Below are 13,675 nucleotides of genomic sequence, written 5' to 3'. Positions count from 1 at the left end.
AGCGTCAGCGCCACCCGGCAAAATGAAGCCTTGTAGGCCGGGTAAGCGCAAGCGCCACCCGGCAACTGTCAACCTCAGAGATTCTCGCCGTTGCTGGCGATCACTTCTTTGTACCAGTTAAAGCTCTTCTTACGGGAACGGGACATGTCGCCGGTGCCGTCGTCGTGCTTATTCACATAAATAAAGCCATAGCGCTTGCTGTACTGCCCGGTAGTGAAGGACACACAGTCGATGCAGCCCCACGGGGTATAGCCCATCAGATCCACACCGTCATAAGTCACCGCTTTGACCATCTCTTCCACGTGCGCCCGCAGATAGTCGATGCGGTAATCGTCGTTGATGCTGCCGTCTTCTTCCACTTTGTCGTAAGCGCCAAAGCCGTTTTCCACGATGAACAGCGGTTTCTGGTAACGCTCATAGAGTTCGCACAGCGCATAGCGCAGGCCAACCGGGTCAATCTGCCAGCCCCAGTCGGAGGCCTTCACGTGCGGGTTCGGCACGCTGCCCTGGAAACCGGAGATCGCATCGCCGCTGCCGCCTTCTTCTTTCACGGCGTTGGTCATGTAGTAGCTGAAGCCCAGATAATCGCAGGTGCCTTCACGCAGGATCTGCTCATCGCCCGCTTCCATTTTGATGTTGAATTCCCGGCGTTCCCACTCGTTCAGGACATAGGATGGGTAGTAGCCGCGCAGCTGCACGTCGGTAAAGACATAACGCTCACGCATGGATTCCTGGGCATACATTACATCTTCCGGCTTACAGGAGAACGGGTACAGCGGCACCATCGCCAGCATACAGCCGATTTTCATCTCCGGATTAATGCGATGACCAATCTTCACCGCCATGGCGCTGGCTACGAACTGGTGATGCAGCACCTGGTACATGGTCTCTTCCGGATTATCATGCTCGGTATAGACCACGCCGGAGCAGCAGTAGCCGAACAGCGGCGCGCGCCAGTTACGCTGGTTGTTGATCTCGTTAAAGGTCATCCAGTATTTAACTTTGTTCTTATAGCGCTCGAATACCACTTCCGAGAAACGCACAAAGAAATCCACCACTTTACGGTTGGTCCAGCCGCCGTATTCCTGCACCAGATGCAATGGCATTTCAAAGTGGGAGAGGGTGATCACCGGCTCAATGTTGTATTTGAGCAGCTCATCAAACATGTCGTCGTAAAACTGCAGGCCTTCTTCGTTCGGCTCGGCCTCATCGCCTTTCGGGAAGATGCGTGTCCAGGCGATGGAGGTGCGGAAGCATTTGAAGCCCATCTCGGCAAACAGCTTGATGTCTTCTTTATAGTGGCTGTAAAACTCCACCGCTTCGTGGTTCGGGTAGTATTTGCCCGGCACCACTTCGCTGGTGATCTCGCGCGGTACGCCGTGCGCGCCGCCGGTCAGCACGTCACAAATGCTCGGGCCTTTGCCGCCTTTGTTCCAGCCGCCTTCAACCTGATGCGCCGCAACCGCGCCGCCCCATAAAAAGTCTTTCGGTAATGTCAGCTTTTTCATCGATCATTTTCTCTTGTGTGCAGTAAATAAAGGTTACCGGGCAGTTTCACTCTGAAAATGAGTCTAACAAAGGGCGGAGAAATGTCACGATATAACAAATCACCGCTACGGTGACTTGTTACATGGAAAAAACAGCCTGTTTTTTTATGCTAATTTCTTCGCCAGTTTACGGCCTAAGGATTCGAGAATATAAATTACCGGGATTTGCGTGGTGACATCATAAACCCCGGCGATACGCATTTGCGGCGCATGCCAGGAGATATTGAAATCCGCCAGTTTCGCCAGCCGCGAATGCTCATGGCTGGTGATGGTCATCACTTTACAGTTATGCAGGCTGAACTGGCTGGCGAAGCGCAGGATCTCTTCAGTTTCACCGGACACCGACAGCACGATAGCCAGCGCGTTTTTCGCCATGTCGTTAGTCACCGGAAAATAAGGATCGTCAATATGGTTGCTGAATTTTCCGATATTGGAAAAGAATCGTGCGCCATATTTAGCAAGCGACCCAGAAGTGCCTGCGCCGACAAAAATAATACGCTCGGAAGCGAAAATAATATCAACCGCCTGATCCAGAAGCGTATCAAATTCATCGTTATTCACGCTTTTAAAAAAGCTGATAATTTCCCCGGCGCCAAAATTAGCCTGCGGCGGTTCGTTCTGCTCTAAATATAATTTATAGCGCACGCGAAATTCCGAATAGCCTTCGCAATTCAGCTTGCGGCAGAAGCGCAGTACGGTGGTGGTGGAGACGCCAGCAGCGTCGGCCAGCTCGCGAATGGTCATGTACATCACCTTGTCGCGATTCTTGATGACGTAGTGATAAACCATCATCTCAAGATTATTGAGGCTGGCGACAGCGGAGTGAGTAAACAGGGTCACGGGCTTGCAGGATCCTTTCCGGGCAACTGAACGGCTCTATGCTGCCACAAAACGGACAAAACAGGAATCGCATAACGCCGGGTGCAGTCACCGGGAAAAATGAACAACTGTAAACTTAACAATGCCCGCAATGCCTGGAAGCGAAGCGGCTGGAAATATATTTTAGCGAACAGGTGTGCACTGGAATCATTCTCAGTTACTCTGGTGAGGTCATCGTCAGTGTCGCGCGTTTGTCATCATCGTGCGTCAGAATGGCGATGAGTAACCTTTGTTTCCTGGAGTACGCCAATGGTTGAAAAACCGCTTATCACGAAGGGATATTCAGTGGCTGAGGAAGTAGCCAACAGCATCAGTCACGGCATCGGGCTGGTGTTTGGGATCGTCGGCCTGGTACTGCTGCTGGTACAGGCAGTTGATAACAACGCCAGCGCCACCGCCATCACCAGCTTCAGCGTTTACGGCAGCAGTATGATTGTGCTGTATCTGGCCTCCACGCTGTACCACGCCATTCCGCATCCGCGGGCTAAAGTCTGGTTAAAGAAATTTGACCACTGCGCCATCTATTTATTAATCGCCGGCACCTATACCCCATTTTTACTGGTCGGGCTGGATTCACCGCTGGCGCGGGGGCTGATGATTGTTATCTGGAGCCTGGCGCTGCTGGGGATCCTGTTTAAGCTGACCATTGCGCACCGCTTTGAGGTGCTGTCGCTAATTACCTATCTGGCGATGGGCTGGCTGTCGCTGGTGGTGATTTATGAAATGGTGATGAAGCTGGCCGTTGGCAGCGTAACGCTGCTGGCCGTGGGCGGCCTGGTGTATACGCTGGGGGTGATCTTTTACGCCTGCCAGCGCATTCCGTATAACCACGCTATCTGGCACGGCTTTGTACTGGGCGGCAGCGTCTGCCACTTTCTGGCAATTTATTTGTATATCGGCACAGTGTAATTACTGCCGGAAAGGCAATGTATGCCCGGCAAGCAACGCGCCGCCGGGCCAACCAGCCTGGATCAGGCTTCTTCTAACGAGTAGGGCAGCGGCTCGATGGCCAGCGTAAAGCTGTCATCGCGCACACGGAACACGCTGTCCGGCTCCATATCGTTATTCATCACTACCTGCACCAGCAAACGCCCGTCTTCCAGCTGAGCGGCGGCGAGCACCGTGCCGGTTCTGCGCCAGTTTTCACCCAGTTTCATTTCCAGATCTTCACCGGCTTCCGGTACCCGGCTGGCTTTGCCCGCCAGATACCACATTGCGCGCTTATTCGCGCCGCGGAATTTCGCCCGCGCTACCATCTCCTGGCCGGTATAGCAGCCTTTTTTAAAGCTGATGCCGCCCAGCGCCTGAATATTGGTAGCCTGCGGCAGGAACTGCGCACTGTTGGCGGCATCGATCACCGGCAGACCGGCCTCAATGTTCAGCGCCAGCCACTGCTGACTGTTATTAAGCTGCGCTTCGCCGCGCAGGGTTTCGGTGATGCGCTCCGCGGTGGCGACATCGGTTACCAGCAGGAAGCGCTCCGCCGGTTGCTCAAACCACAGAATTTGCGTGTCGCCATCCTGCACCACCTGCGTTTGCTGATCGGGCAGGGTGGAGAACAGGTTCGCCAGCGCCGCGCGGGCCTGGAATCCGGCCACGCCAAGCAGCACGTGTTCGTCATCGGCGGCAATGGTGACCTTCGAGAAGACGGCATATTTTTTCAGCTCGGTCAGCTGCGCCTCGCGGACGCTGCGACGTTCAACCCACGCAAAGCCATCGTTACGACGGAACAGGCGCAGGTTGCTCCACATTTTGCCTTTGGCATCGCAATGGGCAACCAGCAGATGCTGATGTTCAGTGAGTTGCGCCACGTCGTTAGTGACCTGGCCCTGCAAATATTTTTCGCTGTCGGCACCGGTGATCGTGGCCAGCGCCCAGTCATCGAGCGTCATTAGCGTCAGCGGCAAACGCGCAGAGGCGCAGGGCAGACGCGGAGGAAACGGAGTAAAAGCCATAATGATGTCCTGGTAAGCTTAACGCTGTATGAATGCTTAATGTTAAAAGAGCCGTGGTTCATTGCAAGCGGTAATCGCGTGGACCGCACAGCTTGCGAGTTTGCGCGCAAAAAATGGTAATCCTTACATTTTTAAAGGTTTATTCTGGAAGCTTGCTTCTGAAGCCGAACATTCCGGTGAGGATTGGCCGGAAAAAGCGTTACACTAGAAGCCATCTTTAACGTCGCTATGCAGGAAAAGAACATGGATATTACCAACAAAGCCCGCATTCACTGGGCGTGCCGCAGAGGTATGCGTGAACTCGACATTTCCATCATGCCTTTCTTCGAACACGAGTACGATACGCTAAGCGATGACGACAAGCGGCTGTTTATCCGCCTGCTTGAGAGCGACGATCCGGATTTATTCAACTGGCTGATGAATCACGGCGAACCTGCAGATACGGAATTGCAGCGGATGGTCCAGTTAATTCAGACACGGAATCGGGAACGTGGTCCTGTGGCAATCTGATTTACGCGTCTCATGGCGCTCGCAATGGCTCTCTTTATTACTGCACGGTCTGGTGGCGGCGCTGGTGTTGCTTATCCCCTGGCCGTTAAGTTATACGCCGTTGTGGTTATTACTGCTTTCGCTGGTGGTGTTTGACTGCGTGCGCAGCCAGCGCCGAATTAACGCCAGCCATGGTGAAATTAAACTCCTGATGGATTCGCGCCTGCGCTGGCAGGGCAATGAATGGGATATTACAGGCGCGCCCTGGTTGTTAAACAGCGGCATGATGCTGCGCTTACGGCGCAGTACGGACGGCAAACGGCAGCATTTGTGGCTGGCGGCGGACAGTATGGACGCGCAGGAGTGGCGGGAGCTGCGCCGGATGATGCTCCAGCAACCGGCGCAGGAAAAGCACTGAGGCTCAGGCGAAGTTTTCCGCCATTTCGCCAAGAATTTGCTCGCACCAGGTTTGCAGGCGTTCTTCGCTTAAATCGTACTGATTGGTTTCATCCAGCGCCAGGCCGACAAACAGCTGCCCGTCCGCAATGACGGGTTTGGGGCTGGTGAACTCATAGCCTTCGGTGGGCCAGTAGCCGATAAACTTCACCGCTTTGGCGGACAGTTTGTCGTGCAGCATGCCGAGGGCGTCAAGGAACCATTCGCCGTAACCGAGCTGATCGCCCATGCCGTAGAGGGCAATCATTTTGCCATCCAGGTTAAGGGAATCCAGCTGATCCCAGATGGCTTCCCAGTCTTCCTGCAGCTCGCCGAAATCCCATGTCGGGATGCCGAGGATCAGCACATCGTACTGCTCCATCAGTGTGGGCGCGTCGTCTTTAAGGTTATGCAGCGTCACCAGTTCCGGGCCGATAATGTCGCGGATTTTCTCTGCTGCCATTTCGGTATAGCAGGTACTGGAACCATAAAAAAGACCAATGTTCATAGCGTAAACGTCTCAATTCCTGATGTGGCTTTGCGCACAGTGTACCAGAATCAATACGCAATCAGGCATAATGCCCTGACGTTGAAATAAGGGGCAATGATGGAACAGGATCTCGCACGCATAGAACAATTTCTCGATGCCCTGTGGCTGGAACGCAATGTGGCTGAGAACACATTGAGCGCCTATCGTCGCGATCTGCGTATGCTTGTCGAGTGGCTGCACCACAGAAACAGCGATGTGCTCAGCGTGCAGCATGACGATTTACAGGCGCTGCTGGCCGAGCGCGTCACCGGCGGCTACAAAGCGACCAGCTCCGCCCGTTTACTGAGCGCGATGCGGCGTTTTTTCCAGTATCTTTATCGCGAAAAGGTACGTACTGACGATCCCAGCGCCGTTCTGGCATCGCCAAAACTGCCGCAGCGCCTGCCAAAAGATCTGAGCGAGGCGCAGGTCGAGCGCCTGTTGCAGGCGCCGCTTACCGATCAGCCGCTGGAGTTACGTGACAAAGCCATGCTGGAAGTGTTGTATGCTACCGGCCTGCGCGTGTCGGAACTGGTCGGGCTGACAATGAGCGACATCAGTTTGCGTCAGGGCGTAGTGCGGGTGATCGGTAAAGGTAACAAAGAACGGCTGGTGCCGCTGGGGGAAGAAGCGGTCTACTGGCTGGAAAACTACCTGGAGCACGGGCGGCCCTGGCTTTTAAACGGCGCGTCAGTGGATGTGCTGTTTCCCAGTAGTCGCGCCCAACAAATGACCCGGCAGACGTTCTGGCATCGTATTAAGCATTATGCCATCCAGGCGGGCATAGACAGTGAAAAGCTTTCGCCGCACGTGTTGCGACATGCCTTCGCCACGCATCTGTTAAACCATGGCGCTGATTTGCGCGTCGTACAGATGCTGCTTGGGCACAGCGATCTCTCCACCACGCAAATTTATACGCATGTGGCGACAGAACGTTTGCGGCAACTCCATCAACAGCACCACCCACGCGCGTGATGCTGATTTATTAAGGATGTGAAATGAAAAAAAGTTTGATGATGTTCACCCTGCTGGCGGCGTTCAGTACCGCAGTTCAGGCCGACGATGCGGCCATTAAGCAGACGCTGGCGAAGCTGGGCGTGCAGAGCACGGAAATTCAGCCATCACCCATCAGCGGTATGAAAACCGTGCTGACTAACAGCGGCGTGCTGTACGTCACTGAAGACGGCAAACATATGATCCAGGGGCCGCTGTATGACGTGAGCGGTCCGCAGCCGATCAACACCACCAACAGCATGCTGATGACGCATCTCAACGCGCTGGAAAAAGAGATGATCGTGTATAAAGCGGCGAACGAAAAACACGTCATTACCGTATTCACCGACATCACCTGCGGCTACTGCCATAAGCTGCACGAGCAGATGGCGGATTACAACGCGCTGGGCATTACCGTGCGTTATCTGGCGTTCCCGCGTCAGGGTATGCAGAGCGAAGCGGCAGACAATATGAAGGCCATCTGGTGCGCCAAAGATCGCAACAAAGCCTTTGACGATGCGATGGCGGGCAAAGGTGTGAAGGCCGCAAGCTGTGATGTCGACATTGCCGACCAGTATGCCCTTGGCGTGCAGTTTGGCGTGAGCGGCACGCCGGCGATTGTGCTGAGCAATGGCTATGTCGTGCCGGGCTATCAGGCCCCTCAGGAGATGAAAACCTTCCTGGACGAGCATAAAAAACAGACCGGCGGTAAATAATTTTCGTGAAACTTCAGAGACAACTTCGCCGCCGCGAGCCGGATCCAGCGGCAAATCTGCCGGATAACCTGCCGCCCCTGTTACGCCGTCTGTATGCCAGCCGTGGCGTGGTATCGCCTGCGGAGCTGGAGCGCGGCGTAAAAGGGATGCTGCCCTGGCAGCAACTGAGCGGCGTGGAGAAGGCAGCGGAGCATCTGTATCAGGCGTTTAAGCAGGGGCTGCGCATTATGGTGGTCGGCGATTTTGATGCCGATGGCGCTACCAGCACCGCGCTGAGCGTACTGGCGATGCGGTCGATGGGCTGTCCGAACGTCGCCTATCTGGTGCCGAACCGCTTTGATGACGGTTATGGTTTAAGCCCGGAAGTGGTCGACCAGGCCCATGCCCGTGGCGCGCAGCTGATCCTCACCGTGGATAACGGCATCTCGTCCCATGCGGGCGTGGAGCGCGCCCATGAACTGGGTATTCCAGTGCTGGTGACCGATCACCATCTGCCCGGCGAGACGCTGCCAGATGCAGAAGCCATCGTTAACCCGAATCTGCGCGACTGCGCCTTCCCGTCGAAATCGCTGGCGGGCGTCGGAGTGGCCTTTTACCTGATGCTGGCGCTGCGCACCCATCTGCGCGATCAGGGCTGGTTTGAGGCGCAGGGGATAGCGATCCCCAATCTGGCCGAGCTGCTGGATCTGGTGGCGCTGGGTACGGTAGCCGACGTGGTGCCCCTGGATACCAACAACCGTATTCTTACCTGGCAGGGCTTAAGCCGGATCCGCGCGGGCAGGTGCCGTCCTGGCATCAAAGCCCTGCTGGAAGTCGCGAATCGTGACGCGCAAAAACTTGCAGCCAGCGATCTGGGCTTTGCTCTCGGTCCGCGCCTGAACGCCGCCGGACGACTGGATGACATGTCGGTCGGCGTGGCATTGCTGCTGTGCGATAACGTTGGCGAAGCCCGCGTGCTGGCCAGCGAACTGGATGCGTTAAACCAGACGCGCAAAGAGATTGAACAGGGGATGCAGGCGGAAGCGCTGGCGCTGTGCGAAAAGCTGGAGCGCAGCAGCGAAGCCCTTCCCGGCGGGCTGGCAATGTATCACCCCGAATGGCATCAGGGCGTGGTGGGGATTCTCGCCTCCCGCCTGAAAGAGCGCTTTAACCGCCCGGTGATCGCCTTTGCCCCTGCGGGTGAGGGCCTGCTGAAAGGTTCGGGTCGCTCTATCCAGGGGCTGCATATGCGCGATGCGCTGGAGCGGCTTGATACGCTCTATCCGGGCATGATGCTCAAATTCGGCGGCCACGCGATGGCGGCCGGGCTGTCGCTGGAAGTGGCGCGCTTCGACGAGTTCCAGCAGCGCTTTGGCGCGCTGGTGACCGAATGGCTGGATCCGGCGCTGTTACAGGGGGAAATCGTTTCCGACGGCCCGCTGGACGCGCAGGAGATGACGCTTGGCGTCGCCGAAATGCTGCGTGATGCCGGGCCCTGGGGACAGATGTTCCCGGAACCGCTGTTCGATGGACGTTTTCGCCTGCTGCAGCAGCGCATCGTTGGCGAACGCCATCTGAAAGTGATGGTGGAGCCGGTCGGCGGCGGCCCGCTGCTGGACGGCATCGCCTTTAACGTCGACACCAGCATCTGGCCGGATAACGGCGTGCGGGAAGTGAGCCTCGCCTATAAACTGGATGTAAATGAGTTTCGCGGCAATCGCAGCGTTCAGCTGATTATCGACGACATCTGGCCAATTTAGCGCCAGTATTCGCTATAAAACAGGGCGTAATTCCGGTAGAATTCCGCCCTTATAACCGCATTTTGACAAGTCCAATAAAAGAAAACAGACCATGTTTGAAATCAATCCGGTAAAAAACCGCATTCAGGACCTCACGGAGCGCTCGGACGTTCTTAGGGGGTATCTTTGACTACGATGCCAAGAAAGAGCGTCTGGAAGAAGTAAACGCCGAGCTGGAACAGTCGGACGTCTGGAACGAACCTGAACGCGCACAGGCGCTGGGTAAAGAGCGTTCCTCCCTCGAAGCCATCGTTGAAACCCTGGATCAAATGCGCCAGGGTCTGGAAGACGTCGCTGGCCTGCTTGAGCTGGCCGTGGAAGCCGACGACGAAGAAACCTTTAACGAAGCCGTGGCTGAGCTGGACGGGCTGGAAGAGAAGCTGGCGCAGCTTGAATTCCGCCGTATGTTCTCCGGTGAATACGACAGCGCCGACTGCTACCTGGATATCCAGGCCGGTTCCGGCGGCACAGAAGCCCAGGACTGGGCGAGCATGCTGACCCGTATGTATCTGCGCTGGGCCGAAGCCCGCGGCTTCAAAACCGAAATTATCGAAGAATCCGAAGGTGAAGTGGCGGGTCTTAAATCCGTGACCATCAAGATTTCCGGCGATTACGCTTACGGCTGGCTGCGTACCGAAACCGGCGTTCACCGCCTGGTGCGTAAGAGCCCGTTCGACTCCGGCGGCCGTCGCCATACGTCGTTCAGCTCCGCGTTCGTTTACCCGGAAGTGGATGACGATATTGATATTGAAATCAACCCGGCGGACCTGCGTATCGACGTTTACCGTGCCTCCGGTGCGGGCGGTCAGCACGTTAACCGTACGGAATCGGCGGTGCGTATTACGCACATCCCGACCAATACCGTCACGCAGTGCCAGAACGACCGCTCTCAGCATAAGAACAAAGACCAGGCCATGAAGCAGATGAAAGCGAAGCTTTATGAACTGGAAATGCAGAAGAAAAACGCTGAGAAACAGGCGATGGAAGACAACAAGTCCGACATCGGCTGGGGCAGCCAGATCCGTTCTTATGTGCTGGACGACTCCCGCATCAAAGACCTGCGTACCGGTGTTGAAACCCGTAACACGCAGGCGGTGCTGGATGGCAGTCTGGACCAATTTATTGAAGCAAGTTTGAAAGCAGGGCTATGAGGAACCAACATGTCTGAACAACAAGCACAGGGCGCTGAAACCGTAGTTGATCTGAACAATGAACTGAAAGCTCGCCGCGAAAAGCTGGCACAACTGCGTGAGCAGGGTGTTGCGTTCCCGAACGATTTCCGTCGCGATCATACCTCTGACCAGCTGCATGCCGCCTACGACGACAAAGATAACGAAGAGCTGGAATCGCTCGGTATCGAAGTCGCCGTGGCTGGCCGTATGATGACCCGCCGCGTAATGGGTAAAGCCTCGTTCGTCACCCTGCAGGACGTTGGCGGTCGCATCCAGCTGTACGTCTCCCGTGACGATCTGGCTGAAGGCGTCTATAACGAGCAGTTCAAAAAGTGGGATCTCGGTGACATCCTCGGCGCGCGCGGCAAGCTGTTCAGGACAAAAACCGGCGAGCTGTCCATTCACTGCACCGAGCTGCGTCTGCTGACCAAAGCCCTGCGCCCGCTGCCGGACAAATTCCACGGCCTGCAGGACCAGGAAGCGCGCTATCGTCAGCGCTACCTGGATCTCATCGCTAACGAAGAATCCCGCAACACCTTTAAAATTCGCTCGCAGATCATGGCCGGTATTCGCCAGTTCATGGTAAGCCGCGACTTTATGGAAGTGGAAACCCCGATGATGCAGGTCATCCCTGGCGGCGCGTCTGCGCGTCCGTTTGTGACCCATCACAATGCGCTGGATCTGGACATGTACCTGCGTATCGCGCCGGAACTGTACCTCAAGCGTCTGGTGGTCGGCGGCTTCGATCGCGTGTTTGAAATCAACCGTAACTTCCGTAACGAAGGCATCTCCGTACGTCACAATCCAGAGTTCACCATGATGGAACTCTATATGGCGTATGCGGATTACAAAGATCTGATCGAGCTGACCGAGTCCCTGTTCCGCACCCTGGCGCAGGATATTCTGGGCAGCACCAAAGTGCCGTACGACGACCAGGTCTTTGACTTCGGTAAACCGTTCGAAAAACTGACCATGCGCGAAGCGATCAAGAAATACCGTCCGGAAACGGATCTGGCAGATCTGGATAACTTCGACAGCGCGAAAGCCATCGCCGAAAGCCTGGGCATCAAAGTTGAGAAGAGCTGGGGTCTGGGCCGCATCGTGACCGAGATCTTCGAAGAGACCGCCGAAGCGCATCTGATCCAGCCGACCTTCATTACTGAATACCCGGCAGAAGTGTCTCCGCTGGCGCGTCGTAACGATGAAAACCCGGAGATCACCGACCGCTTTGAGTTCTTCATCGGCGGACGTGAAATCGGTAACGGCTTTAGCGAGCTGAACGATGCGCAGGATCAGGCTAAACGCTTCCAGGATCAGGTTGACGCGAAAGCGGCGGGCGACGACGAAGCCATGTTCTTCGACGAAGACTACGTCACCGCGCTGGAGCACGGTCTGCCGCCGACTGCGGGTCTGGGCATTGGTATCGACCGTATGGTGATGCTGTTCACCAACCGTCATACCATCCGCGACGTGATCCTCTTCCCGGCTATGCGTCCGGTTAAATAATCACGCGCAACGCGAACAAGCCCTGGCAGCGATGCCGGGGCTTTTTTTATGCGGCGGCGAAAACGCGCAGCCGTTCCCGCACCTCGGGCCGGGCGACCTGCTGCACCATCCACGGGCTGAACGCCCAGGGTGTGGCATCCACGGCGCAGAACAGCGCTTCCAGTGTTACCCACTGATGATCCATCACTTCATCGGCATTCACCGCCAGCGGCGTGGTAACGCGCGCGGCAAACACCGGGCAAATTTCATTTTCGACAATGCCTGAAGGATCGGTTTCGCAGTAGCGGAATTCCGGATACACCGGCGCAATGGCGGCGACGGTCGCGCCGACTTCAAACTGACAGCGACGGATCACCGCGGCGGTAAAATCTTCCCCGCTTTGCGGATGCCCGCATACGGAGTTGGTCCATACGCCCGGCCAGGCTTTTTTGTGCAGGGAGCGGCGGGTAAGCAGGCACTCGCCGCGTGCATTGAACAGCCAACTGGAGAAGGCGAGATGCAGGGGCGTATCGGCATGGTGGGCGGCATATTTTTCCTGCGTCCCGGCCGCCATGCCCTGCTCATCCAGTAAAATCACATGTTCCTGCAACATAATCTTTATCCACTCTCAATCCAGCCAGAATAACGGCTCTATTATACGTGAGGGTCAATAAAACGTTTTGCTCTGGCGCGCTTAATCTGGCATGACCAGCGACATTTATTCAGTGAACTGGGTAATAGACGCTAATGCATTTTGCATCGCGGCTGTGGCTGCTATGATATGCAGTCATGCTCATTTGTTCCGGGGAAGTGTTTTGATTGCAGGACGCCTGATGAAAAATCCGTGTCGACTTCTTATCTGCCTGGCGTTCAGCCTGTTGCTGGCGGCATGCTCATCGAAAAACGCCGCCGACGGCGAGACTTACACCGTTAAGCGTGGCGACACCTTATCTAAAATTTCGCGCATGACCGGCACCAGCGTCAAAGAGCTGGCGCGCCTGAACGGGATTTCCCCGCCTTACACTATTGAAATCGGCCAGCGTCTGCGGGTTAACAGCGGCGGCAAATCCGGCGGCTCGGGTAAGGGCGGCAAAACCGCGTCCGCCAGACCGTCAGCTTCCGTGCCCTTAGCCTCCTGGCCGCCGGTGGGTCAACGCTGCTGGCGCTGGCCGACGAACGGTAAAATTATCCTGCCGTACTCCTCCGCCGATGGCGGTAACAAGGGGCTGGATATTGCCGGTACGCGCGGACAGCCGGTGTACGCCGCCGGTGCCGGTAAAGTGGTGTACGTCGGCAACCAGCTGCGCGGTTACGGCAATCTGATTATGATCAAGCACAGCGAAGACTATATTACGGCCTATGCCCATAATGATTCGCTGCTGGTGAATAACGGCCAGAGCGTGAAGATCGGTCAGAAGATTGCCACTATGGGCAGCACCGACGCCGACTCGGTGCGATTGCACTTCCAGCTGCGTTATCGCGCCACGGCAATCGATCCGGCGCGTTATCTGCCGCCGCAGGGCAGTCCGCCTAAATGCTAAGCGATTAATATATCGCCGGTTAGCCGCCATGCGGCTTGCCAGACGGTGCGTAAGGTTTATAATGCCCTACGCACCTCAAAGCGGGCGTAGTTCAATGGTAGAACGAGAGCTTCCCAAGCTCTATACGAGGGTTCGATTCCCTTCGCCCGCTCCAGA

The 13,675-nt window shown here is 56.1% G+C and carries 14 protein-coding genes and 1 tRNA gene; 10 read left to right on the top strand and 5 right to left on the bottom strand.

The features are described 5' to 3' along the window. Positions 1-74: 74 nt before the first annotated feature. Both BMF08_RS01525 and BMF08_RS01520 read right to left on the bottom strand, forming a co-directional pair. Entirely contained in the window at positions 75-1,508 is a 1,434-nt protein-coding gene (locus tag BMF08_RS01525; RefSeq protein ID WP_072569836.1) for a 6-phospho-beta-glucosidase, read from the bottom strand. A 144-nt stretch (positions 1,509-1,652) separates the two neighbouring features. Further along, on the bottom strand, positions 1,653-2,381 hold the full coding sequence (locus BMF08_RS01520) for a MurR/RpiR family transcriptional regulator (RefSeq protein WP_072570137.1): 729 nt from the start codon (positions 2,379-2,381) through the stop codon (positions 1,653-1,655). 294 nt (positions 2,382-2,675) lie between these two features. On the opposite strand from BMF08_RS01520, the gene trhA reads away from it, so the two are divergent. Further along, positions 2,676-3,335, top strand: coding sequence for a PAQR family membrane homeostasis protein TrhA (gene trhA, locus BMF08_RS01515; RefSeq protein WP_072569837.1), 660 nt, complete (start codon positions 2,676-2,678; stop codon positions 3,333-3,335). A gap of 62 nt (positions 3,336-3,397) precedes the next feature. On the opposite strand, the gene ygfZ is transcribed toward trhA, so the two are convergent. Further along, positions 3,398-4,381: a tRNA-modifying protein YgfZ gene (gene ygfZ / locus BMF08_RS01510; protein WP_072569838.1), complete on the bottom strand. Its 984-nt coding sequence runs from the start codon at positions 4,379-4,381 to the stop codon at positions 3,398-3,400. A gap of 243 nt (positions 4,382-4,624) precedes the next feature. Here ygfZ and sdhE point away from each other — a divergent pair, with 243 nt between their 5' ends. Further along, entirely contained in the window at positions 4,625-4,891 is a 267-nt protein-coding gene (sdhE, locus tag BMF08_RS01505) for an FAD assembly factor SdhE (RefSeq protein WP_072569839.1), read from the top strand. Then, on the top strand, positions 4,872-5,288 hold the full coding sequence (locus tag BMF08_RS01500; RefSeq protein ID WP_072569840.1) for a protein YgfX: 417 nt from the start codon (positions 4,872-4,874) through the stop codon (positions 5,286-5,288). Before sdhE ends, BMF08_RS01500 begins: the two co-directional genes overlap by 20 nt. 3 nt (positions 5,289-5,291) lie before the next feature. Here BMF08_RS01500 and fldB read toward each other — a convergent pair whose 3' ends face one another. Continuing rightward, complete coding sequence (gene fldB, locus BMF08_RS01495) at positions 5,292-5,813, bottom strand: flavodoxin FldB (RefSeq protein ID WP_072569841.1); 522 nt, start codon at positions 5,811-5,813, stop codon at positions 5,292-5,294. A 99-nt stretch (positions 5,814-5,912) separates the two neighbouring features. Here fldB and xerD point away from each other — a divergent pair, with 99 nt between their 5' ends. The 5 genes from xerD (at position 5,913) to lysS (ending at position 11,999) form a co-directional block, all read left to right on the top strand. Next, entirely contained in the window at positions 5,913-6,809 is an 897-nt protein-coding gene (gene xerD, locus BMF08_RS01490; RefSeq protein ID WP_072569842.1) for a site-specific tyrosine recombinase XerD, read from the top strand. A gap of 23 nt (positions 6,810-6,832) precedes the next feature. Next, positions 6,833-7,543: a bifunctional protein-disulfide isomerase/oxidoreductase DsbC gene (gene dsbC, locus BMF08_RS01485; RefSeq protein WP_072569843.1), complete on the top strand. Its 711-nt coding sequence runs from the start codon at positions 6,833-6,835 to the stop codon at positions 7,541-7,543. Positions 7,544-7,548: 5 nt separating this feature from the next. Continuing rightward, positions 7,549-9,282 (top strand): single-stranded-DNA-specific exonuclease RecJ, encoded by a 1,734-nt coding sequence (gene recJ / locus BMF08_RS01480; RefSeq protein WP_072569844.1) that lies wholly within the window; start codon positions 7,549-7,551, stop codon positions 9,280-9,282. Between the two features lie 91 nt (positions 9,283-9,373). Beyond that, positions 9,374-10,472, top strand: a protein-coding gene (gene prfB, locus BMF08_RS01475; protein WP_099458802.1) for a peptide chain release factor 2 whose coding sequence is annotated in 2 segments (ribosomal slippage) — positions 9,374-9,448 and positions 9,450-10,472 — 1,098 coding nt in all. Because the reading frame shifts where the segments join, the coding sequence is not laid out codon by codon here. Positions 10,473-10,481: 9 nt separating this feature from the next. Beyond that, on the top strand, positions 10,482-11,999 hold the full coding sequence (gene lysS, locus BMF08_RS01470; protein ID WP_072569845.1) for a lysine--tRNA ligase: 1,518 nt from the start codon (positions 10,482-10,484) through the stop codon (positions 11,997-11,999). A 46-nt stretch (positions 12,000-12,045) separates the two neighbouring features. Here the strand turns inward: lysS and idi are convergent, their stop codons facing one another. Next, positions 12,046-12,594, bottom strand: coding sequence for an isopentenyl-diphosphate Delta-isomerase (gene idi, locus BMF08_RS01465; protein ID WP_083580961.1), 549 nt, complete (start codon positions 12,592-12,594; stop codon positions 12,046-12,048). A 160-nt stretch (positions 12,595-12,754) separates the two neighbouring features. On the opposite strand from idi, the gene actS reads away from it, so the two are divergent. Further along, a complete protein-coding gene (gene actS / locus BMF08_RS01460) occupies positions 12,755-13,519 on the top strand; it encodes an amidase activator ActS (RefSeq protein ID WP_199775941.1) in 765 nt (254 codons plus the stop codon). 80 nt (positions 13,520-13,599) lie between these two features. After that, positions 13,600-13,673: transfer RNA gene (locus tag BMF08_RS01455), tRNA-Gly, on the top strand. Positions 13,674-13,675 lie beyond the last annotated feature (2 nt).

Origin of the sequence: Enterobacter sp. SA187 (genome assembly GCF_001888805.2) — a bacterium.
Taxonomy (GTDB): domain Bacteria; phylum Pseudomonadota; class Gammaproteobacteria; order Enterobacterales; family Enterobacteriaceae; genus Enterobacter_D.
This window is presented reverse-complemented; position numbering and strand designations above follow the sequence as displayed.

Excerpts from the sequence above, each read along its gene's own strand:
- BMF08_RS01525 (WP_072569836.1), bottom strand. The coding sequence starts at position 1,508 with ATGAAAAAGCTGACATTACCGAAAGACTTTTTATGGGGCGGCGCGGTT.
- trhA (WP_072569837.1), top strand. The coding sequence starts at position 2,676 with ATGGTTGAAAAACCGCTTATCACGAAGGGATATTCAGTGGCTGAGGAA.
- ygfZ (WP_072569838.1), bottom strand. The coding sequence starts at position 4,381 with ATGGCTTTTACTCCGTTTCCTCCGCGTCTGCCCTGCGCCTCTGCGCGT.
- sdhE (WP_072569839.1), top strand. The coding sequence starts at position 4,625 with ATGGATATTACCAACAAAGCCCGCATTCACTGGGCGTGCCGCAGAGGT.
- fldB (WP_072569841.1), bottom strand. The coding sequence starts at position 5,813 with ATGAACATTGGTCTTTTTTATGGTTCCAGTACCTGCTATACCGAAATG.
- xerD (WP_072569842.1), top strand. The coding sequence starts at position 5,913 with ATGGAACAGGATCTCGCACGCATAGAACAATTTCTCGATGCCCTGTGG.
- dsbC (WP_072569843.1), top strand. The coding sequence starts at position 6,833 with ATGAAAAAAAGTTTGATGATGTTCACCCTGCTGGCGGCGTTCAGTACC.
- lysS (WP_072569845.1), top strand. The coding sequence starts at position 10,482 with ATGTCTGAACAACAAGCACAGGGCGCTGAAACCGTAGTTGATCTGAAC.
- actS (WP_199775941.1), top strand. The coding sequence starts at position 12,755 with ATGATATGCAGTCATGCTCATTTGTTCCGGGGAAGTGTTTTGATTGCA.